Below are 19,716 nucleotides of genomic sequence, written 5' to 3' on the forward strand. Positions count from 1 at the left end.
TGATGAGCCCTATGCGGTATGACGTGGTCGTCATCGGGTCCGGATTCGGTGGCAGCGTGGCCGCGTTGCGGCTGGCCGAGAAGGGATACTCGGTCGCCGTGCTGGAGGCGGGACGCCGGTTCGCCGACGACGAGTTTCCGGAGACCTCCTGGCGCACCCGGCGCTTCCTGTGGGCGCCGAAGCTCGGCTGCTACGGCATCCAGCGGATCACAATGCTGCGATCGGCCAAGGGAGAGCCGGGCGCCGGGGTCCTGGTGCTCTCCGGGGCGGGCGTGGGCGGTGGTTCGCTCGTCTACGCCAACACGCTCTACGAGCCGCTGCCCGCGTTCTACGAAGACACCCAGTGGCGCGGCATCACCGACTGGCGCGCCGAGCTCGCCCCCTACTACGACCAGGCGAAAAGGATGCTGGGCGTCACGACGTACCCAAACCAGACGGCGGCGGACCGCGCTATGCGCGCGGTGGCCGACCGGATGGGGGTCGGGCACACCTTCCACGCGACACCGGTCGGCGTGCACATCGGGCGTCCCGGCGAGCGCGCGGCGGATCCCTACTTCGGTGGGGCCGGGCCCGAGCGCACCGGCTGCCTGCACTGCGGCTCCTGCATGACCGGCTGCCGGCACGGCGCGAAGAACACGCTGGTCAAGAACTACCTGTGGCTGGCCGAGCGGATCGGCGTCGAGGTGCACCCGCTCACGACAGCGATCGCGGTCCGCCCCTCCGGCGGCGGCTACCGGATCGAGACCGTGCGCACGGGCGCGTGGCTCCGTAAGAAGAGGCGGAGCTTCGAGGCCGACCAGGTGATCTTCGCAGCCGGTGCGCTCGGCACCCAACGGCTGCTGCACGAGGCGCGGCAGTCCGGTGCCCTGCCTGACCTGTCGGCCCGGGTCGGCGCGCTCACGCGTACCAACTCGGAGGCGATCCTCGGCGCCGCGCTGCTGCGCCCGGACGCCAAGCGACGCGGGGTCGACTTCACCGAGGGCGTGGCGATCACCAGCTCGTTCCACCCCGACGAGCACACCCACATCGAGCCGGTCCGGTACGGGCGGGGCTCGAACGTGATGGGCTTCCTCCAGTCGGCGCTGGTCGACGGCGGGCCGCGCCGCCCGCTGCGCTGGCTCGCCACCATGGCCGCCCGGCCACTGACCTACCTGCGGCTGCTCTCGGTGCGCGACTGGTCCCAGCGCACCGTGATCGCGCTGGTCATGCAGTCGCTCGACAACTCGCTCACCACCCACTACCGGCGCGGCAAGCTGCGCACGACGCAGGGACACGGCGCGCCCAACCCGGCCTGGATCCCGGCCGGCAACGACGCGGTGCGGCTGCTCGCCGACGAGATCGGCGGGGTGCCGGGCGGCGCGATCACCGAGGCGTTCAACGTGCCGTTGACCGCGCACATCCTCGGCGGTTCGGCGATCGGCGCCACCGCCGCAGAGGGCGTCGTCGACCCGTACCACCGGGTCTTCGGGTACCCGGGACTGCACGTGGTGGACGGCGCTGCCGTCACCGCGAACCTGGGGGTGAATCCCTCGCTGACCATCACCGCGCAGGCCGAGCGGGCGATGTCGTTCTGGCCCAACAAGGGCTCGCGGGATCCCCGGCCGCCGCAGGGCGAGCCGTACCGCCGGATCGCCCCCGTGGCACCCGTCGCACCGGCCGTGCCACGCGGCGCCCCCGCCGAACTGCGCCTGTAGGCTGCACACACATGAGCACACCGCGCCCGGTACTGGTTGTTGATTTTGGCGCCCAGTACGCACAGCTGATCGCCCGCCGGGTGCGTGAGGCGAAGGTCTACTCCGAGATCGTCCCGCACTCGATGCCGATAGCCGAGATGCTGGCGAAGGACCCCGCAGCGATCATCCTCTCCGGCGGTCCGGCGAGCGTGTACGCGCCGGGCGCGCCGCAGGTCGACGCCAAGCTCTTCGACGCGGGCGTGCCGGTCTTCGGCATCTGCTACGGCTTCCAGGCGATGGCGCGGGCGCTCGGCGGCACGGTGGCCCACACCGGCGACCGCGAGTACGGCGGCACGGTGCTCGCCGCGCGCCCCGAGGCCGGCGTGCTGCTGCGTGACCTGCCCGCCGAGCTGCCGGTGTGGATGAGCCACGGCGACTGCGTCACCGAGGCGCCGCCCGGGTTCGCGGTGACCGCCGGCACGGCTGTCGTGCCGGTGGCCGCGTTCGAAGACGTCGCCGGCCGGCGTGCCGGCGTGCAGTTCCACCCCGAGGTGGCGCACACCGCGCACGGGCAGGAGATGCTGACTCGCTTCCTGTACGACATCGCCGGCATCGAGCCGACCTGGACGATGGGCAACATCATCGACGACCAGGTGGCCGCGATCCGCGAGCAGGTGGGCGACAAGGAGGTCATCTGCGCGCTCTCCGGCGGCGTCGACTCGGCGGTGGCCGCCGCGCTCGTCCACAAGGCGGTGGGCGACCAGCTGACCTGCGTTTTCGTCGACCATGGGCTGCTGCGCGCGGGTGAGGCCGAGCAGGTCGAGCAGGACTACGTCGCCGCGACGGGCATCAAGCTCAAGGTCGTCGACGCGGCCGACCGGTTCCTTGGCGCGCTCGCGGGCGTCACCGACCCCGAGGAAAAGCGCAAGATCATCGGGCGGGAGTTCATCAGGGTCTTCGAGGCCGCCGCCCGTGAGGTCGCCGCCGCCGGCGACGTCGAGTTTCTCGTACAGGGAACGCTGTATCCCGACGTCGTCGAGTCCGGCGGCGGCACCGGCACCGCCAACATCAAGTCTCACCACAACGTCGGCGGCCTGCCGGACGACCTTCGCTTCTCCCTGGTCGAGCCGCTGCGCACCCTCTTCAAGGACGAGGTACGCCAGCTCGGCCTTTCGCTGGGGCTGCCGGAGGCGATGGTGTGGCGGCACCCGTTCCCGGGGCCAGGCCTCGCCATCCGGATCATCGGTGCGGTCCGTCGCGACCGGCTGGAACTGCTGCGCGCTGCCGACCTGATCGCTCGCGAAGAGCTGACCGCCGCGGGCCTCGACCGGTCGGTGTGGCAGTTCCCGGTGGTGCTGCTCGCCGACGTGCGGTCGGTGGGCGTGCAGGGCGACGGCCGCACCTACGGCCACCCGATCGTGCTCCGGCCGGTCTCCAGCGAAGACGCCATGACCGCCGACTGGTCGCGCCTGCCATACGACGTGATCGCGCGGATCTCGACCCGCATCACCAACGAGGTGCCCGAGGTCAACCGGGTGGTGCTCGACGTCACCAGCAAGCCGCCGGGCACCATCGAGTGGGAATAGACCTGAACCGGAATCCGGGTCGAGCGCCGTCGTGTGCGACCACGGCTCCAACCGCGATCCAAAGGTGAGCTAGTTGGGAGACCCCGGCCACGCGGGGGCGTCGACCGCCTCTTCTGGCATCAGGAACCACATGATCGGGTACGCGATGACGGCCAGGCCCGCGGTGACGACTGCGGCGAAGGCGAAGAGCACGCGGACGAGCACCGGGTCGACGTTGAAGTAGCGGCCGAGACCGCTGCACACGCCTGCGATGATCCGGTCGGTGATCGGGCGTCGGAGTTCCTTGTACGGGGGCGTTGCGTTCATGACTCAACGGTCCGCTTCCAAGGGCTTGACTGACCTCGGTGAGCGCCCGGATCCTTACCCTGAGCGCCCCCTGATGGGCGACCATCTGTCAGGAATCTGACTGTGCTCGCAGACTTGTCATCTCATTCGGGAAGAATGCCCCCCTGTGACACCCGCCCTTGAACCACTTCGCCGGATCGCGGCGTACGCAGTCGTGACCAGCCCCGAGGGGCAGGTGCTGCTCGTCCGGGCATCACCCAAATCGGGCACACCGGGCGTGTGGTCGCTTCCCGGCGGGGCAGTGGATCACGGCGAAGACCCCAACCACACCGTCGTGCGCGAGACCGCCGCCGAGACCGGGCTCTCCGTGACGGTGGTGGGGCTGCGCGACGTGCTCGCCGACATGCGGGCGCTGCCACACCGGGGCATCACGATCCACACCGACCGCCTGATCTACGAGGTGTCGGTGCGGGGCGGCACGCTCTGCGACCGCATCGGGCAGCCGACCGACCTGGCCCGCTGGCACACCCTCGAAACCGCCCAGGGACTGCCGCTTCGACCGTTCACCGCGGGCGCGCTCGGCCTGCCCGCCGGCCCGATCGACCTGCGGCCCGAAGAGGCGCCCGACTTCCCGTCGTTCTACGCGGTGCCCGGCCCTGACGGGCTGCATCGCGCCCAGCGCTTCGCGGCGTACGCGGTGGCCACCGACCCGGACGGCAGGATGCTGCTGACCCGGATCGCCGACGGCTACCCGGGCGCTGGCTGCTGGCACCTGCCCGGCGGCGGCACCGACTACGGCGAGCAGCCCGGCACCGCCCTGATCCGCGAACTGCTCGAAGAGACCGGGCAGAGCGGGCGGCTCGTCGAGCTGCTGGGCGTCGCGAGCCACCGCGACGCGGCGTCGCTCGGTCCCGAGGGGTACCCGATCGACTGGCACGGCGTCCGAGCCTTCTATCGCGTGGCGGTCGACGCGCCGCTGCCGCCGACGGTGGGCGACGTGGGCGGCTCGACGTCCGAGGCGCGGTGGTTCAGCCGCGGCGAGCTGACCGGGTTGCGGCAGCACGAGTTCACCGAGGTCACCGCCGAGGCCATGCGGGCTGTCGGTTTCTAGGCTTACTGGGTGAGGCAAAAGCGCAGGATCGCGGCGTACGGGGTCTGTTACGGCGAGGGTGACCGGGTCCTGCTGGCCCGCAGTTCGGACCTGTCCGCGTTCCCGGGGATATGGCAGGTCCCCGGCGGCGGCATCGATCACGGCGAGCACCCGGCCGACGGCGTGGTCCGTGAGTTCGCCGAGGAGACCGGACTGGCGGTCGAGGTGGTCGGCGTGCGCGCGGCGGTGTCCGACGTGCTGGCGCTTCCCGGCGTGGGGATCGCCGAGCACACCGACCGGATCGTCTACGACGTCCGCGTGACCGGGGGCAGCCTGCGCGACGAGCCGGACGGCACCACCGACCTGGCCGCCTGGATCACGCCGGACGAGATGCGGGCGCTCCCGCTCATGCCGTTCACCGCCGAGCTGTTCGGGCTGCCGGTCGACCCGCTGCCCGGAGCGACACACACCGCACCCGCACCGCCCGCGTCCCGGGTCACCCGCGGCCAGCGTTTCGCCGCGTACGGGCTGGCGACCGACCCGGCCGGCCGGATCCTGCTCACGCTGATCGCGCCGGGGTACCCGGGCGCCGACCGGTGGCATCTGCCCGGAGGCGGCACCGACTACGGCGAGCAGCCGGCGGCGGCCTTGCTGCGCGAGCTGGCAGAGGAGTCCGGGCAGGTGGGGCGGGTCACCGACCTGCTCGACGTGAGCCACCACCGCAACCCGGCGGCGCGCGGGCCCGAGGGGTACGCTATCGACTGGCACGCTGTGCGAGCCCTGTACCGCGTGGCCGTTGACGTGCCCACCGAACCCGTGGTGACCGAGGCGGCTGGCGGCTCGACCGCGCGGGCGGCCTGGTTCGATCCGGCAGAGGCGGCTCGGCTCGATCTGACCGATGTGGCGACTGCGGCGCTCGCGCGATTGATGAGCGATATTGATGCGGCCGGTTAGACTGGTGGGTCGAGAACGACTTGCGTAGTTATGTCCGCGGCTATCGCCAAGCCGGACCGTGGTGTGCGATGGTGGAGGCCGCCTACGACCGGGCGGCCGCCGTGGCGGCGGACAGACCGAGCCGGTTATGGAGGACTAGTGCCGAGAGCCCCTTGGCGTCGGCGTCGTGCGACTGACAGCCCGCGCCCAGCCGGGCGCCGGTGGGCAGGCCGCCTACGGCGTAGTGGCACGTTCGCCCGGGATGTTCTGTTTGTCCAGGGGATCCGCCGGCGCCGCTCCGAGACCGGCAGCGGCACCACAGTCGTCGTGCCCGCTCACCCCGAGCTCGCCCCGCTGACCGACGACGAGATCGAGTCGCTTCTCACGCCAGCGGCGACAGACGAGCCCGCCCCCAGCCTGGCCATCCCACTGTTGCCCGGCGAGCACACCGCCGCCCGGCGCTTCAAGTTCGCCGTGGTCAACGCCTGCACGCTCGGCAGCCTGGCGCTCGGCCTACTGGCGATCATGCTGGCCATGCGCGGTGACGTGCGCGCCGGCGCGATCTGCCTGATCGCGTGCGTCGTCTTCGACGGCGCTGACGGCCTGCTCGCGCGCCGGTTCGGCGTCGCCAGCCCGTTCGGCGCTCAGATGGATTCGCTCGCCGACATGTGCTCGTTCGGCCTTGCCGCACCGGTCGTCGTGTACGCCTCACTAGCCGGCACGGTGCCCACCGCCGCGGCCGCCATGGCCTGCGTACTGGTGGCCGGCTGCGCCGCCATCCGGCTGGCCCGCTTCAACGTGTCGCCCAAGGACGGGCGGTTCTTCTGCGGCGTACCGACGACCATGGCAGCCGCCGTGCTCGCCGTCGGTGTGCTGATCGAGCTGCCGATGTCGGGTGCCGCGCAGCTCGTCGGCGTGGCGCTGCTGGCGTTCGCGATGGTGTCCAGCTTCCCGTACGCCAAGGTGGCCCGCCTCCTCAAGCTGCCGCCGTGGCTGTGGCTGCTGCCGGTGGTCGGCGTGCTGGTCGACCCGCGGTTGACGTTCGCCGTGGTCGTGGGCGGCTACCTGGTAAGCGGCCCAGTCCTCTGGCTCCGCCACCGCCGCCCATAGCCACCCACCCACCCACCCACCGCCCGTTCCCGCCCCGCCCCGGGCCGCTCTGCCCGCCGCTCCGGGCCGCTCTGCCCGCCGGCTCCTGCCGCCGATCAAGGGCGAACGCACGTGGTTTGATCTCCGATCCGCGTGCATTTGCCCTTGACCGATGAGACCTTCCTTGATCGCGGTCCGGACCCCTCGGCCTGGACCCGCCGGTCTGGACCCGCAGGCCCGCGGCCGCAGGCGCAGGCCGGCGCTCGCGCCTTTCTGGGCGCGGCGCTTGATCATTACAAGCTCGGGGAAGCTGTTGCATCGTGGCCTCGCGGAGGCCGCAAGTCCGGGGAAGTTGCAGCGCCTGGCTGGGGCAACCGCGACCGTGTCGACTGGCTGCCCTGGCGGAGGCCAGTACGGTCGCGGCGCAGTCGCACGGAAGCAGGAGCACGACTACGGCGGCGCGCGACGCCGCGAGCGCCGCTGCCGGAGGCAGCGGGCCGGCGCGCCCGCCAGCCAGTTGGATCGCCGCCGCGTCGATCAAGGAGATCCGCATCGATCAAGGGCAAACGCACGTGGAAAAGAGATCAAACCACGTGCATTTGCCCTTGATCGGCGGAAAGGGAGCGGGCGCTAGCGCCAGCGGGCGATTACCGTGGCGGCGCCCAGGACGCGGTCGCCGGGGGCTACCAGGGGTTCGGCGGCGTCGGCGGGGAGGTACACGTCGGTGCGGGAGCCGAAGCGGATCAGCCCGAACCGCTCGCCCTTCGCGAGCAGCGCACCTACCGGTGCGCGCTGCACGATCCGGCGGGCGATGAGGCCGGTGCGCTGCGCGACCGCGACCCGGCCGTGGGCGGTGTCCAGCAGCGTGTACGCGGCCACGTTGTGCTCCGCGTCCGGCTTCATCGCCGCCGCGAACCCACCGTCGGTGACGAAGTAGTCGACCACCTTGCCTGCCACAGGTGCCCTGTTGACGTGCACGTCGAGCACCGACAGGAAGACCGCGATCCGCACGAACTCGTCGGGGCCCAGCCGGTCGTCGCGCAGCCGTTCGACCGACAGCACCTTGCCGTCGCTGGCCGCGACCACCGCGGACTCGTCTTCGGGCACGTCGCGCTCGGGGTCGCGGAAGAATGCCGCGACCGGGACCGCTGCGAGCGCCGGCACCAGCCACAGCCGCGACTTGGGGCGGGCGACGCGGGCGAGAGCGGCGATGCTGAGCGCGATGCCGGCCGCCGCGACGCCGTTGGAGTCGATGTGCATGCCTCGGGTCACCGGCACGCTAGATGGCCGGTATGCGGGAGCGACGCGGGTCGCCTGTGCGGCGTCGGCCGGGGTGAACCGCAGCCGATGCACCCGCAGCGGCGGCACGTTGCGCACCACGACGTCGGTGCCGACGCCGAAGAGGGCACCCTGCCGGTCGAGCTCGGCCGCTGCGCCACCGGTGAGGCCGGCCGCCACGCAGAGCACTCCGCCCTCAGCGAGGTACTTCGCCAGCCCTTCGACCGTGGCGCGGGCCTCTTCGGCGGTGCCGGTGAGCGGCTCACCGATCACCACGACGTCGGCCGCGTCGGCCTCGGCCAGGGTCTCGACGACCCGGACCCGCTCGGCGACCCACCGGCCCTGCGCTTCGACGTGGTCGCGCAGCGCCCGCACGGCGCTGGCCTCCGCCGGCACGACGGTGAGGGTGTCTCCGGGCAGCAACGCCTTGCTCATCTGGGCGAGCGCGGCGGAGCCGGCGTCGACCCCGACGAGAAGGCCGGTCTTGGGGCCGTTGTGCCGGGCGAGTTCGGCGATGAGGGCGCGGGCGGCGCGGTCGCCGGCGCGCGGGCGCCGAGCACCACCAGCAGCGGATACCTGGGTCACAGGCCAAGCATAGGGTGTGCCTCAGTCACGGGGCTCGCCGCGCTCCGCGGTAGTGGGCGGTGCCGGATCGACGGCGTCCTCTGCCGGCCCTGGCCGCTCCGCTTCCAGGACGGCGGTGCGCTCCACCGAAGGCTCCGGGGGCAGGTAGGGCAGCTGAGGGCCGGTGAGCAGCTCGCGCACGATGTCGGCGTGCAGCTCGGCGGGCACGCCGCTGACTGGTACCGCGACCGGCTCCTCTGCCGGTGGCGGCGGTGCCGCCTGCTCGCCGCGCCCGGAACGCAACGCTCCGAGCAGGCCCAGCGCGCCGATGAAGATCAGCGCACCGGCCACGAACCAGCCGACGGCCGGCAGCGGCAGCTCGAAAAGCTGCGCGAGCAGCCACCAGACAACCAGCGCCATGAAGATCAGCGCGAACGTCAGCGAAACGCCGTCGGTGCGGTGCGGTTTCATCGGTGTACCTCCAGCGACCCGCCGTTGACCTTCAGCGTCATGGTGATCTTGCCGCCGCCCGGCCCGTCGGCGCCGTTGTCGACGACCTCGGCCGGCACGATGTGGAAACCGCTCGACGTGTTGCCCAGGACGTCCGCGTCGCCTGCGCTCACCTCGGAGTTGATCGTTACGTCGACCTTCGGCGGCAGGATGACCTCCAGCTCGCCCAGGTTGAGTTCGACGTAGATGTCCTGCTCCTGGCCGGTGAAGTCGACCTGCGACAGGTCTAGCGTCGCCGTGCCCAGGCTGTGCTCGTACCGGTCGGCGACCGCCTGCACGGTGGTCGGCTTCCAGTACATGTCGCTGCCGGACGTGCCGCCGTAGTGGTTGACCTGCGATTCGGCGATCGTCGAGATGCCCAATGCGGCGGCGGCGAGGACGCCGAGCGCGATGAGCCAGCGGGCTCGGCCGAACCAGGCGCCGACGAGCAGCCCGAGCGCGACCGTGACGAGGATCGCCGCGAAGTACGCGGACGGAGACACGCTGAGCACGTTGGACAGGTCCAGCGCGGCGACCGTGCCGATCGCCACGAAGATCAGCGAGAACGTGGCTGCGCCGAGCGGTGACCGCTGCTTCGGCGGCTTGGGTGGTTTCGGCGGCCGTGGCGGCGGCCCGTACTGCGGCGGCCCGTACTGCGGCGGGTAGGGGCCAGATCCGGCGTACGGCCCGTGCGGCGCGAACGGCTGGCGGTAGCCGCCAGGCGGCGGGGGCGGCGGTGCCGGGGTGTACGCCGGCTGGGCGTACGGCCCGGCGGGAATGACGGGGATCGGCGGCATCGGAGGCACTGGTGGCACCGGCGCATGCGATGCCGGGGGCATGGGGAACGTGACGGTGGGAGGCTCGGCGCTCGCCGCCGGAACGGTCGGCCCCGCTGCCGCGGCCGGCTCCTGCGCGGTGGCGCCAGCTGGGGAAGGACCGCCCGCCGGGCCGCCAACAGGCCCACCAGGCCCAGGCCCACCGGGACCGTCCGGACCGGCTGGCGCGCCCGGACCTCCGGCGCCGGCAGTGGCGCCCGGCTTGCGGTTGAGTAGGAGTGCGACCCCGATCAGCGCCGCCGCACCGAGCACCGCCGCCCGGAACCCGTCGGTCACGATCAGGCCGAACATGACCGCCGCGAGCACCCCGAGAACGATGACGGTGAACGGCGACATGCTGGAGCGGCCGCGGCCGAGCATCGACTCGACCGGTGACGCGGTGTCGCCGTCGGCGGGGATGACCAGCCAGGCGGCCAGGTACACGAGGATTCCGATACCTCCGAAGAAGCCGAGCACCGCGAGCAGCACGCGCCACAGCACCGGATCGGTGTTGGTGGCGCGGCCGATGGCCGCGCAGACACCAGCCACGTATCGGCCCTGGCGCGGTCGCACGAGCCCGTACCGGGTGGTGAAACCGGCGGACTCGCCGGTCTCCCACCCCCCGGGCGGGGGCCCCGGTGGAGGCCCGCCGGGCGTACCGGGTGGAGGGCCTGGGGGTGAGCCGGGCGGCGGCGAGCCGGCCGCGGACTGGGCGGCGGAGAACGGCGCGGACGAGGGCTCGGAGGTCATGCTGTAAATACTGGTCGCTCCTGCGCCTGAACAACCTCAGGCGCCAACCCTGACCCCACCCTGAGATCTTCCGGTGGAATGTCCGGGGCGTCCCCGTGGTCAGGCGAGCGCAAACCGTGTGACGATCGAAGCCAGCCACCACGAAACCACGACCAGGGAGTACGCCATCACCACCGTCCAGGCGGAACAGCCCCGCCTCCTCCGCGCTCGCGACCAGCGTGTCGTCGCCGGCGTGGCGTCGGGCATCGCCCGGCACCTGGGGATTCCGGTGCTGCGGGTGCGCATCGCCTTCGTGGTGCTGCTGCCGTTCAGCGGCCTGGGCCTGCTCCTCTACTCGGCGTTCTGGGCGGTTCTGCCGCTTCAGCCGCGCACGGCCGAGCCGCAGCGCCGCAACCTCATGCACCTGCTGCCGTTCGTGGCGATCGGGATGGGGCTGATCATGCTCCAGAGCCTGGTCTTCGGGTCGCTGGGCGTGAGCGGCACCGCCGGCTGGCTGGTCGCGATCATCGCGGTGGGCGCGGGCATCATCTGGCACGAGGCCGACCCCGAGCGTCGCCGGCAGTGGAGCGAGACGATGCCGCAGGTGCCGTGGCTGGGCGCCGTGGTGGCGGAGAGCGACCGCCGGGCGTTCCTGCTCCGGTTCATCGGCGGTGGCGTGCTGGTCTCCGTCGGCATCATCGGCGTGGTCGCCGTGTACTCCCCGGCGGAGAACTTCGACGCGGTGATCAACGGCATCATGTTCGCGCTCGTCGGGCTAGCGGGTGTGGCCGTCGTGGCCGGGCCGGTGCTGTGGCGCACCTACAACCAGCTCCGCGCCGAGCGCGAGGGACGCATCCGCGAGCAGGAGCGCGCCGAACTGGCCGCGATGGTGCACGACCAGGTGCTGCATACGCTGGCGCTCATCCAGCGCAACGCCGCCGACGTCAAGGTCGTGCAGCGGCTGGCCCGAGGGCAGGAGCGCAGCCTGCGCAGCTGGCTGTACAAGCCGGTGGCCTCGCCGACCGAGCGGTTGGCCGCCGCGCTGGAGCAGGCGGCGGCCGAGGTCGAAGACACGTACGCGATCACGGTGGAGACGGTCGTGGTGGGCGACCGGGAGACCGACGAGAGGGTCGGCGCCTTGGTGGCCGCGGCCCGCGAGGCGCTGGTCAACGCGGCCCGGCACGCCAAGGTGCAGAGCGTCTCGCTGTACGCCGAGGTGGAACCCGATCAGTTGAGCGTGTTCGTGCGCGACCGGGGTGCCGGATTCGATCCGTCCACCGTGGAGGACCACCGGCACGGCGTTCGTGGTTCCATCATCGGGCGGATGCAGCGCCACGGCGGCCGCGCGACCATCATCAGCGAGCCCGGCAGCGGGACGGAGGTGCGGCTGTTCTTGCCAACAGCGAAGGACAGCCTCGCCGTGGGGAAGGATGCGCAATGACGGACACGGAGGCACGGGGACGCTTGCGCGTGTTCCTCGTCGACGACCACGCGATGTTCCGGGCCGGCGTCCGCGCCGAGCTGGGGGTGCACGTCGACGTCGTGGGTGAGGCGAGCACGGTGGGCGAGGCGGTGACCCGGATCGGCGCGCTCGAGCCCGACGTGGTGCTCCTCGACGTGCACATGCCGGATGGGGGCGGCCGGGCGGTGCTCGACTCGGTGCGGCGTACCCATCCGCAGGTGCGCTTCCTCGCGCTTTCGGTCTCCGACGCGGCCGAAGATGTGATCGGCCTGATCCGCGCCGGCGCCCGCGGCTACGTCACCAAGACGATCTCCCCGGACGAGCTGGCCAACGCGGTGCGGCGGGTGGCCGACGGTGACGCGGTGTTCAGCCCTCGGCTGGCAGGGTTCGTGCTGGACGCGTTCGCCGCGCGGCCGGACACGCCGGTGGCGGACCCGGAGCTCGACCAGCTCACCAATCGCGAGCGCGAGGTGCTGCGGCTGCTCGCCCGCGGGTACGCGTACAAGGAGATCGCCAAGGAGCTGTTCATCTCCATCAAGACGGTGGAGACGCACGTGTCCAACGTCCTGCGCAAGCTCCAGATGTCGAACCGGTACGAGCTTTCACGCTGGGCCGCAGATCGGCGCTTGGTCTAGCATCCATTTCCCAAGATCAGAGCGTCCTTCAAGTCATAAGGGCCGCCTTCGGCTCCAGCTAGGAGCCGTGGCGACCAACGACCGCGAATGACCCGAATTCCGGTTCGGGTTACTAGAAGGACGCCCTGATCATGAAGTTGACAAAACGGTGTAGGCCTCCGCCAGGCGGCCGGGCGGCAAGCCGCCGGCCTCGGCCGTGGCAGCCATCCGGGCGCGCAAGACTCCGTCGAGGTCCAGGTGCGCGGTCTGGGAAACATGCTCGCGCAGGGCAGCCAGCTTGCGCGGGTACTCCTGCGTGACGTCGACGACGTGGTCTGGATCCGGCCCTCCGGAGTACCAGATCTCCCGGACCACCCACGGCTGCAGGCCTTCGCGCATCAGCTCGGGATGCGCGAAGGGGTTGCGTGCGTCGGGGTATATGGCGCAGGTGGTGGCCTCGCCGACGGCGAGGTGGTCGGGGTGGCTCGGCCCGGCGATGCGCTCCCAGCGGCGCAGCGGCGAGCTGGTCAGCACGCGATCCGGCCGCCACCGTCGGATCGCGGCCGTGATGTCGCGGCGCAGGGCCAGCGACGGCGTGACCGTGCCGTCGGCGTACCCGTCGAGGAACTCGACGTGCTCTACGCCGACGACGGCTGCCGCCGCGCGCTGCTCCTTTTCCCTGAGCAGCGGCATCTGGTCGCGCGGTGTGTCATCGAAGCCGCCGGCGTCGCCGCGGGTCGCGATCAGGTATGTGACCTCGATGCCTGCCTTGATCCAGGCGGCCACCGTGCCGGCCGATCCGAAGTCCACATCGTCGGGATGGGCAAATACGGCAAGTACCCGGTGGACGTCGGAGAGTACTGGCGCGGAGGGGGGAAACGTCACGACAACCGATGGTACGTCGCATCAGTGCCGATCGAGTGCACGACAAAATCGCAGGTCAGAGGTTTTTGATCACATCGAAACGCGATCTTTACTCAGTATCAGGCGCGTCCCGGGCGAATATCGGGTTGATAACGCTCCTTCACGATGCTGGGCAGGTGGTGTCACAGTGTCAGCACCTCACCCGCCCCGCACCAGCGCCCAGGAGGCATGGTCATGCTCGCGTACGCCGCACTCAAGGCTGTTCGTGACAAAGGAGCCCCCTGGCGTCCTGCGCGTCGGCGGTGGTAATGGCCTGTTTGAGCGATTACCGACCTGCCAGGACTCGGCCAGAAGCGCGGTTGTAGCGTCCTGACCGGATGGCGGGTCGCGGCTGCTGGCCGGCACCGAACCGTAGCTGAGCGATTCACACGAGGAAGACCCAGCAAGAACATCAAGGGAGGCCCTGAACAAATGAGAGGCTCGAAGCGTGCGAGCGTCGTCGCGCTAACCGCGGCTGTCGCGCTCGTCGTGGCAGGCTGCGGTGGCGGAGACGACGACACCGGCGGCGACGACGACAAGACCGCGACCGGCGCCATCACCATCGACGGCACTCAGCCGGAGGTTGGCCTCGTCCCGGCGAACACCACCGAGACCGGCGGCGGCGACATCCTCGACTTCCTCTGGACCGGCTTGGTCGTGTACCCGGCTGGTGGCGGCGACCCCAAGAACGCGCTCGCGGAGTCGATCGAGACGACCGACTCGCAGAACTACACCATCAAGCTCAAGAAGGGCACGAAGTTCCACGACGGCACCGAGGTGAAGTCGAAGAACTTCGTCGACGCCTGGAACTTCGCGGCGTACTCGCCCAACGGCGTGCAGAACGGCAGCTTCTTCAGCGACATCGAGGGCTTCGCCGACGTGCACACCGAGGACCCGGACGGCGACGGCCCGCAGAAGGCGCCGCAGCCGAAGACCGACAAGATGTCGGGCCTCGCGATCGTCGACGACCACACCTTCACGGTGAAGCTGGCCGCGCCGTTCTCGATCTTCCCGACCAAGCTCGGCTACAGCGCCTACTACCCGATGCCCGACGTGTTCTTCACGCAGGGCATGGAGGCCTTTGGCAAGAACCCGATCGGCAACGGCCCGGTCAAGTTCGTGTCGTGGACCGACAACGTCGAGATCAAACTGACCCGCTTCGACGACTACACGCTCGAGGACAAGGTCAAGATCAAGGACGTGACCGTCAAGCTCTACCAGGAGGACACGGCGGCCTACGCCGACCTGCTGGCGGGCAACCTTGACTACATGCAGCAGATCCCGGTCTCGGCCCTCGCTGGTGACAAGTGGAAGAGCGACCTGGGCGACCGTGCCCTGGAGGTCGACATCCCGGTGATGCAGCTCATCGCGTTCCCGATCTACGACCCGAAGTTCAAGAACGCCGACCTGCGTAAGGCGATCTCGCTCGCGATCAACCGGCAGGAGATCGCGGAGAAGATCTTCTTCAACACCCGCAAGCCGGCGACGAGCTGGGCGCGTCCGGGTGCACCGGGTGGCGAGGGCTTCACCTGCACCGTGTGCGAGTACAAGCCGGACGAGGCCAAGCAGCTCCTCCAGCAGGCCGGTGGCTTCACCGGTGAGCTGGTGCTGTACTACAACGCCGACGCCAGCCACAAGGAGTGGATGGAGGCGGCCGCCAACAGCATCAAGTCGACGCTGGGCATCAACGTCCGTGCCGAGGGTGTCCCCACCTTCGCGGTCTTCCGCCAGAACATCAACGGGCGCAAGATGACCGGCCCGTACCGTGCCGGCTGGCAGGAGGACTTCCCCAGCGCGGAGAACTGGTTCGGTCCGCTGTACGTCACCGGCGGCTCGTCGAACGACGGTCTGTACAGCAACCCCGAGGTCGACCGGCTCTACAAGGAGGGCGCGGCGTCGCCGACAGAGGACGCGGCGTACGCCAAGTTCGCTGAGGCGATGAAGATCGTCGACCAGGAGGTGCCGTCGATCCCGATCGTGTCGGTGGTGCAGCAGTCCGGCACGTCGAGCAAGGTGACCGGCGTGAAGGCGAACAACGTCGGGTCCATCGACCTGTCGACCGTTTCGCTGGCCTAGCCCATACAGGTTCCACCCCGGGTCCGGCCTACCATCAGGTAGGCCGGACCCGGGCCCGTACATTCGTGGCGTATCGCACCCCCTGATACGCCGCCGCGCTCCCCGTGTCCGGGCGTCAACCCACGACGCCGCTGTCTGGAGGACCCCATGGGCCGTTACGTGTTGAGACGGCTACTCCAACTGATCCCGGTGTTCTTCGGGACCACGATCCTGATCTACTGGCTGGTCTGGTCTGTTCCGGGCGACCCGTTCGCCGGGAAATGCGGTGAACGTGCCTGCCCGGACTCGTACGTCCAGTTCATGACTGATAAGTACCACTTGGACGATCCGCTCCCGGTGCAGTACTTCCACTACATGGCGAACCTGCTCACCGGCGACTTCGGCCAGACCTTCGGCGGCCGCGAGATCGGCGAGATCATCGCCGCGGCGTACCCGAACACCCTCAAGCTCGCGCTCGTGGCCCTCACGATCGAGGCCGCTATCGGCCTCACCGCCGGTGTGCTGTCCGGCCTGCGTCGCAACGGGTTCCTCGACAACCTGGTGCTGGTCTCCACGCTCTTCCTGGTCGCCATCCCCACGTTCGTCACCGGCTTCGTGCTCCAGTTCCTGCTGGGTGTCCAGTGGAAGATCATCACCCCGACGGTGTCCAGCGACGCGCCGATCTCGCAGTTGATCGTGCCCGGCTTCGTGCTCGGCAGCATCTCGATGGCGTACGTCGCCCGCCTCACCCGCACCAGCATCGCGGAGAACCAGCGCGCCGACTACGTGCGCACGGCGGTGGCCAAGGGCCTGCCCCGGCGTCGTGTGGTGGGAGTGCATCTGCTGCGCAACTCGCTGATCCCGGTGATCACCTTCCTAGGCACCGACCTCGGCTCGCTCATGGGCGGTGCGATCGTGACGGAGGGGATCTTCGGCATCAACGGGATCGGCCGTGAGGTGTACAGGGCTATCGTTACCAAAGAAGGCGCGACCGTCGTCGGCATCGTGGTCGTCCTGGTGATGGTCTACCTGCTGATGAACCTTCTGGTCGACCTGCTCTACGCCGCTCTCGACCCGAGGATTCGCTATGAGTGATCCCACGTCCGGCTCCCTCACGACCTCGCCGAACGAGCAGCCCGGCTTGGTGGCCGACGCCGCACCCGCGCCTGAGGCACCGGCTCCGCAGCGTGACAAGCCGCGCGGCCTGCTCGGCGACGCCTGGTACGACCTGCGGCGCAAGCCCCTTTTCTGGATCTCTGCCAGTTTCATCGTGCTCTTCCTGCTGATGGCCATCGTCCCGCAGCTCTTCACATCGGTCGACCCGACCGACAGCGACCTGGGTCGCAGCCTGGAGGGCCCGGCCGGGCAGGGTTGGTTCGGATACGACATCCAAGGGCAGGACATCTATGCCCGCACCATCCACGGTGCCCGAGCGTCGATCGTGGTGGCTGTGACCGCGACGCTTGGCACCGTGTTTTTGGGCAGCCTGGTAGGTGTGATCGCAGGCTACTGGGGCGGCTGGCTCGACGCGCTCCTCTCGCGGCTCGCGGACGTGTTCTTCGGCATTCCGTTCGTGCTCGGCGCGATCGTGATCCTCTTCACCTTCAACACGCCAGGGGGCCGCCGTGGCGAGTTCAAGATCATGATGCTCGTGATCATCGCGCTGATCACCCTGGTCTGGCCGGTGTCCATGCGGATCATGCGATCCTCCGTGCTGGCCACCAAGCAAGCGGATTACATCCTGGCGGCCAGGGCGCTCGGCGCGAGCAACAGCCGGATCATCTTCAAACACCTGATCCCGAACTGTCTCGCGCCCGTGCTGGTCTACGCCACGATCCTGGTCGGCGCGTTCATCGGCGCGGAGGCGACGCTCTCGTTCCTGGGCGTTGGCCTCCAGTCCCCGGTGGTCTCCTGGGGCGTGATCATCAACGAGTCCCAGAACTACCTCCGGGTCGCGCCGTACTGGCTGCTGTTCCCGGCCGCGTTCCTTGTCACCGCCGTGCTGAGCTTCGTGATGCTCGGCGAGGCGGTACGCGAGGCCCTTGACCCGAAGCTCCGGTAGGAGACCTCACTTGTCCAACGTGTTCGTATCCGAACAGCCCGAAGCGGCGGCCGCCGGGCACCCCAGCGGCCGGCTGCTCGAGGTCGAAGACCTGCGCGTGGAGTTCCGCACCCGGGACGGCGTGGCCAAGGTCATCAACGGCGTCACGTATCACGTCGACGCCGGTGAGACGCTGGCCGTGCTGGGTGAGTCGGGCTCCGGCAAGAGCGTGACCGCCCAGACCATCATGGGCATCCTGGACACCCCGCCCGGCTTCGTCACCGGCGGCGAGATCCGGTTCCACGGCCGCGACATGCTCAAGATGTCGGCCGAGGAGCGGCGCCGCATCCGCGGCGAGGGCATCGCGATGGTGTTCCAGGACGCGCTGTCGGCGCTCAACCCGGTCTTCACCGTCGGGTTCCAGATCGCCGAGCAGTTCCGCATCCGGCGGGGCATGAGCCGGGGCGACGCTAAGAAGCGCGCCGCCGAGATGCTCGATCAAGTCCAGATCCCCAACGCCAAACAGCGGATCAACGAGTACCCGCACCAGTTCTCGGGCGGCATGCGGCAGCGCGTCATGATCGCGATGTCGCTCGCGCTGGACCCAGAGGTGCTGATCGCCGACGAGCCGACCACCGCGCTCGATGTGACGGTGCAGGCGCAGATCATGGACCTGCTCGCCGAGCTCCAGCAGGAACGGCAGATGGGGCTCATCCTCATCACGCACGACCTGGGCGTGGTGGCCGACGTCGCCGACCGGATCGCGGTCATGTACGCCGGCCGGATCGTCGAGGACGCGGACGTCGTCGAGCTGTACGCCAAGCCCGCGCACCCATACACGCTGGGACTGATCGAGTCGATCCCGCGCATCAACGAAAAGGGCCAGCAGCTCCGGACGATCAAGGGGCTTCCGCCGAGCCTGCTGCGCATCCCGTCCGGCTGCCCATTCCACCCACGGTGCCCCATGGCGCAGCCTGTCTGCGCGGAGAAGGTGCCGCCGTTGCTGCAGCTCGGCCCCACCCGGGCCAGTGCCTGCCACTTCGCTCAGGATCTGGTGAGCCGTGACTGAAAGCGTCCTTGAGGTCAGAGACCTGGTCAAGTACTACCCGGTCACCCGCGGCGTGGTGTTCAAGAAGACGATCGGCCACGTTCAGGCGGTCGACGGGGTCTCGTTCAACCTGCGCAAGGGCGAGACGCTCGGCGTGGTGGGCGAGTCCGGCTGCGGCAAGTCGACGCTCGCCCGGGTGCTCATGCGCCTGGAGAAGCCCACCGCCGGCAGCGTGAAGTTCAACGGCCAGGACATCTACGGGTTGAGCGGCTCGGGGCTGCGGCGGCTGCGGCGCAACATCCAGCTCGTCATGCAGGACCCGTACACGTCACTGAACCCGCGCATGACGGTCGGTGACCTGATCGGCGAGCCCTTCGAGATCCACCCGGACGTGGCGCCAAAGAGCAGCCGGCGGCAGAAGGTCCAGGATCTGCTCGAGGTCGTGGGGCTCAACCCGGAGCACATCAACCGGTACCCGCACCAGTTCTCCGGCGGGCAGCGGCAGCGCATCGGCATCGCCCGTGCTCTGGCCCTGCGTCCGGAGATCATCGTCTGTGACGAGCCGGTCAGCGCGCTGGACGTGTCGATCCAGGCCCAGGTGATGAACCTGCTGGAGAAGCTCCAGGACGAGTTCGGCCTGTCGTACATCTTCATCGCACACGACCTGTCGGTGGTGCGCCACCTCTCCGACCGGGTCGCCGTGATGTACCTGGGCAAGATGGTCGAGATCGGCACCGAAGACGAGATCTACGAACGGCCGACGCACCCGTACACCCAGGCGTTGCTGTCGGCGGTGCCGGTGCCCGACCCGAGTAGTCGCGAGACCAAGGCGATCATCCGGCTCACCGGCGACGTGCCGAGCCCCGCCAACCCGCCCTCGGGCTGCCGGTTCCGCACCCGCTGCTGGAAGGCGCAGGACGTCTGCGCCAAGGAGGTGCCGGAGCTCGTGGTGCGCAGCGGCTCCGACCACCCGAGCGCCTGCCACTTCGCGGAGAAGCGCGAGATCGTGGCGACCCACGAGGCAAGCGGGCTGACCGACCTCCCGACCCGCACGCTGTAGCG

The 19,716-nt window shown here is 69.9% G+C and carries 16 protein-coding genes and 1 pseudogene; 12 read left to right on the top strand and 5 right to left on the bottom strand.

Features of this window, described 5'->3' with window-relative positions:
• Positions 1 to 11 precede the first annotated feature (11 nt).
• Entirely contained in the window at positions 12 to 1,694 is a 1,683-nt protein-coding gene (locus tag V6V89_RS02870) for a GMC family oxidoreductase (RefSeq protein ID WP_334617328.1), read from the top strand.
• 11 nt (positions 1,695 to 1,705) lie between these two features.
• Positions 1,706 to 3,259 carry a glutamine-hydrolyzing GMP synthase gene (gene guaA / locus V6V89_RS02875; protein WP_334617329.1) on the top strand — a complete coding sequence of 518 codons (1,554 nt, stop codon included), beginning with the start codon at positions 1,706 to 1,708 and terminating at the stop codon, positions 3,257 to 3,259.
• Between the two features lie 84 nt (positions 3,260 to 3,343).
• Here the strand turns inward: guaA and V6V89_RS02880 are convergent.
• Positions 3,344 to 3,565: pseudogene (locus V6V89_RS02880) on the bottom strand (PspC domain-containing protein); the annotation flags it as partial.
• Between the two features lie 145 nt (positions 3,566 to 3,710).
• Between V6V89_RS02880 and V6V89_RS02885 the strand changes: the two are divergent.
• The 3 genes from V6V89_RS02885 to V6V89_RS02895 all read left to right on the top strand — a co-directional run bounded on the left by V6V89_RS02885 (position 3,711) and on the right by V6V89_RS02895 (position 6,677).
• Positions 3,711 to 4,655: an NUDIX hydrolase gene (locus V6V89_RS02885; RefSeq protein WP_334617330.1), complete on the top strand. Its 945-nt coding sequence runs from the start codon at positions 3,711 to 3,713 to the stop codon at positions 4,653 to 4,655.
• 9 nt (positions 4,656 to 4,664) lie between these two features.
• Positions 4,665 to 5,588, top strand: a complete 924-nt coding sequence (locus tag V6V89_RS02890) for an NUDIX hydrolase (RefSeq protein ID WP_334617331.1) — start codon at positions 4,665 to 4,667, stop codon at positions 5,586 to 5,588.
• Positions 5,589 to 5,834: 246 nt separating this feature from the next.
• Positions 5,835 to 6,677 (top strand): CDP-alcohol phosphatidyltransferase family protein, encoded by an 843-nt coding sequence (locus tag V6V89_RS02895; RefSeq protein WP_334617411.1) that lies wholly within the window; start codon positions 5,835 to 5,837, stop codon positions 6,675 to 6,677.
• A gap of 609 nt (positions 6,678 to 7,286) precedes the next feature.
• Here V6V89_RS02895 and V6V89_RS02900 read toward each other — a convergent pair.
• The 3 genes from V6V89_RS02900 to V6V89_RS02910 are packed head-to-tail and all read right to left on the bottom strand — an operon-like array spanning position 7,287 to position 10,552.
• Complete coding sequence (locus V6V89_RS02900; RefSeq protein ID WP_334617332.1) at positions 7,287 to 8,519, bottom strand: phosphatidylserine decarboxylase; 1,233 nt, start codon at positions 8,517 to 8,519, stop codon at positions 7,287 to 7,289.
• Positions 8,520 to 8,540: 21 nt separating this feature from the next.
• Positions 8,541 to 8,969 (bottom strand): hypothetical protein, encoded by a 429-nt coding sequence (locus tag V6V89_RS02905; protein ID WP_334617333.1) that lies wholly within the window; start codon positions 8,967 to 8,969, stop codon positions 8,541 to 8,543.
• On the bottom strand, positions 8,966 to 10,552 hold the full coding sequence (locus V6V89_RS02910; RefSeq protein ID WP_334617334.1) for a PspC domain-containing protein: 1,587 nt from the start codon (positions 10,550 to 10,552) through the stop codon (positions 8,966 to 8,968). Before V6V89_RS02910 ends, V6V89_RS02905 begins: the two co-directional genes overlap by 4 nt.
• Before the next feature lie 166 nt (positions 10,553 to 10,718).
• Here V6V89_RS02910 and V6V89_RS02915 point away from each other — a divergent pair, with 166 nt between their 5' ends.
• Positions 10,719 to 11,972 (top strand): ATP-binding protein, encoded by a 1,254-nt coding sequence (locus V6V89_RS02915; protein ID WP_334617412.1) that lies wholly within the window; start codon positions 10,719 to 10,721, stop codon positions 11,970 to 11,972.
• Entirely contained in the window at positions 11,969 to 12,628 is a 660-nt protein-coding gene (locus V6V89_RS02920) for a response regulator transcription factor (protein WP_334617335.1), read from the top strand. The genes V6V89_RS02915 and V6V89_RS02920 overlap by 4 nt, the downstream gene beginning before the upstream one ends.
• A gap of 129 nt (positions 12,629 to 12,757) precedes the next feature.
• On the opposite strand, the gene V6V89_RS02925 is transcribed toward V6V89_RS02920, so the two are convergent.
• Positions 12,758 to 13,492, bottom strand: coding sequence for a PIG-L deacetylase family protein (locus V6V89_RS02925; RefSeq protein WP_334617336.1), 735 nt, complete (start codon positions 13,490 to 13,492; stop codon positions 12,758 to 12,760).
• A 450-nt stretch (positions 13,493 to 13,942) separates the two neighbouring features.
• Between V6V89_RS02925 and V6V89_RS02930 the strand changes: the two genes are divergently transcribed.
• The 5 genes from V6V89_RS02930 to V6V89_RS02950 all read left to right on the top strand — a co-directional run bounded on the left by V6V89_RS02930 (position 13,943) and on the right by V6V89_RS02950 (position 19,714).
• On the top strand, positions 13,943 to 15,586 hold the full coding sequence (locus tag V6V89_RS02930) for a peptide ABC transporter substrate-binding protein (protein WP_334617337.1): 1,644 nt from the start codon (positions 13,943 to 13,945) through the stop codon (positions 15,584 to 15,586).
• Positions 15,587 to 15,733: 147 nt separating this feature from the next.
• A complete protein-coding gene (locus V6V89_RS02935) occupies positions 15,734 to 16,660 on the top strand; it encodes an ABC transporter permease (protein WP_334617338.1) in 927 nt (308 codons plus the stop codon).
• Positions 16,653 to 17,627 carry an ABC transporter permease gene (locus tag V6V89_RS02940; protein WP_334617339.1) on the top strand — a complete coding sequence of 325 codons (975 nt, stop codon included), beginning with the start codon at positions 16,653 to 16,655 and terminating at the stop codon, positions 17,625 to 17,627. The genes V6V89_RS02935 and V6V89_RS02940 overlap by 8 nt, the downstream gene beginning before the upstream one ends.
• A gap of 10 nt (positions 17,628 to 17,637) precedes the next feature.
• Positions 17,638 to 18,675, top strand: coding sequence for an ABC transporter ATP-binding protein (locus V6V89_RS02945; protein ID WP_442935053.1), 1,038 nt, complete (start codon positions 17,638 to 17,640; stop codon positions 18,673 to 18,675).
• Entirely contained in the window at positions 18,668 to 19,714 is a 1,047-nt protein-coding gene (locus tag V6V89_RS02950; protein WP_334617340.1) for an ABC transporter ATP-binding protein, read from the top strand. Before V6V89_RS02945 ends, V6V89_RS02950 begins: the two co-directional genes overlap by 8 nt.
• Positions 19,715 to 19,716 lie beyond the last annotated feature (2 nt).

The organism is Micromonospora sp. CPCC 206061, from assembly GCF_036906915.1.
GTDB lineage: Bacteria > Actinomycetota > Actinomycetes > Mycobacteriales > Micromonosporaceae > Phytohabitans.

Bases quoted from the DNA above. Each gene is read 5' to 3' on its own strand.
- V6V89_RS02920 (WP_334617335.1), top strand. From the start codon at position 11,969: ATGACGGACACGGAGGCACGGGGACGCTTGCGCGTGTTCCTCGTCGAC.
- V6V89_RS02935 (WP_334617338.1), top strand. From the start codon at position 15,734: ATGGGCCGTTACGTGTTGAGACGGCTACTCCAACTGATCCCGGTGTTC.
- V6V89_RS02910 (WP_334617334.1), bottom strand. From the start codon at position 10,552: ATGACCTCCGAGCCCTCGTCCGCGCCGTTCTCCGCCGCCCAGTCCGCG.
- V6V89_RS02905 (WP_334617333.1), bottom strand. From the start codon at position 8,969: ATGAAACCGCACCGCACCGACGGCGTTTCGCTGACGTTCGCGCTGATC.
- V6V89_RS02870 (WP_334617328.1), top strand. From the start codon at position 12: ATGCGGTATGACGTGGTCGTCATCGGGTCCGGATTCGGTGGCAGCGTG.
- guaA (WP_334617329.1), top strand. From the start codon at position 1,706: ATGAGCACACCGCGCCCGGTACTGGTTGTTGATTTTGGCGCCCAGTAC.
- V6V89_RS02930 (WP_334617337.1), top strand. From the start codon at position 13,943: ATGAGAGGCTCGAAGCGTGCGAGCGTCGTCGCGCTAACCGCGGCTGTC.
- V6V89_RS02940 (WP_334617339.1), top strand. From the start codon at position 16,653: ATGAGTGATCCCACGTCCGGCTCCCTCACGACCTCGCCGAACGAGCAG.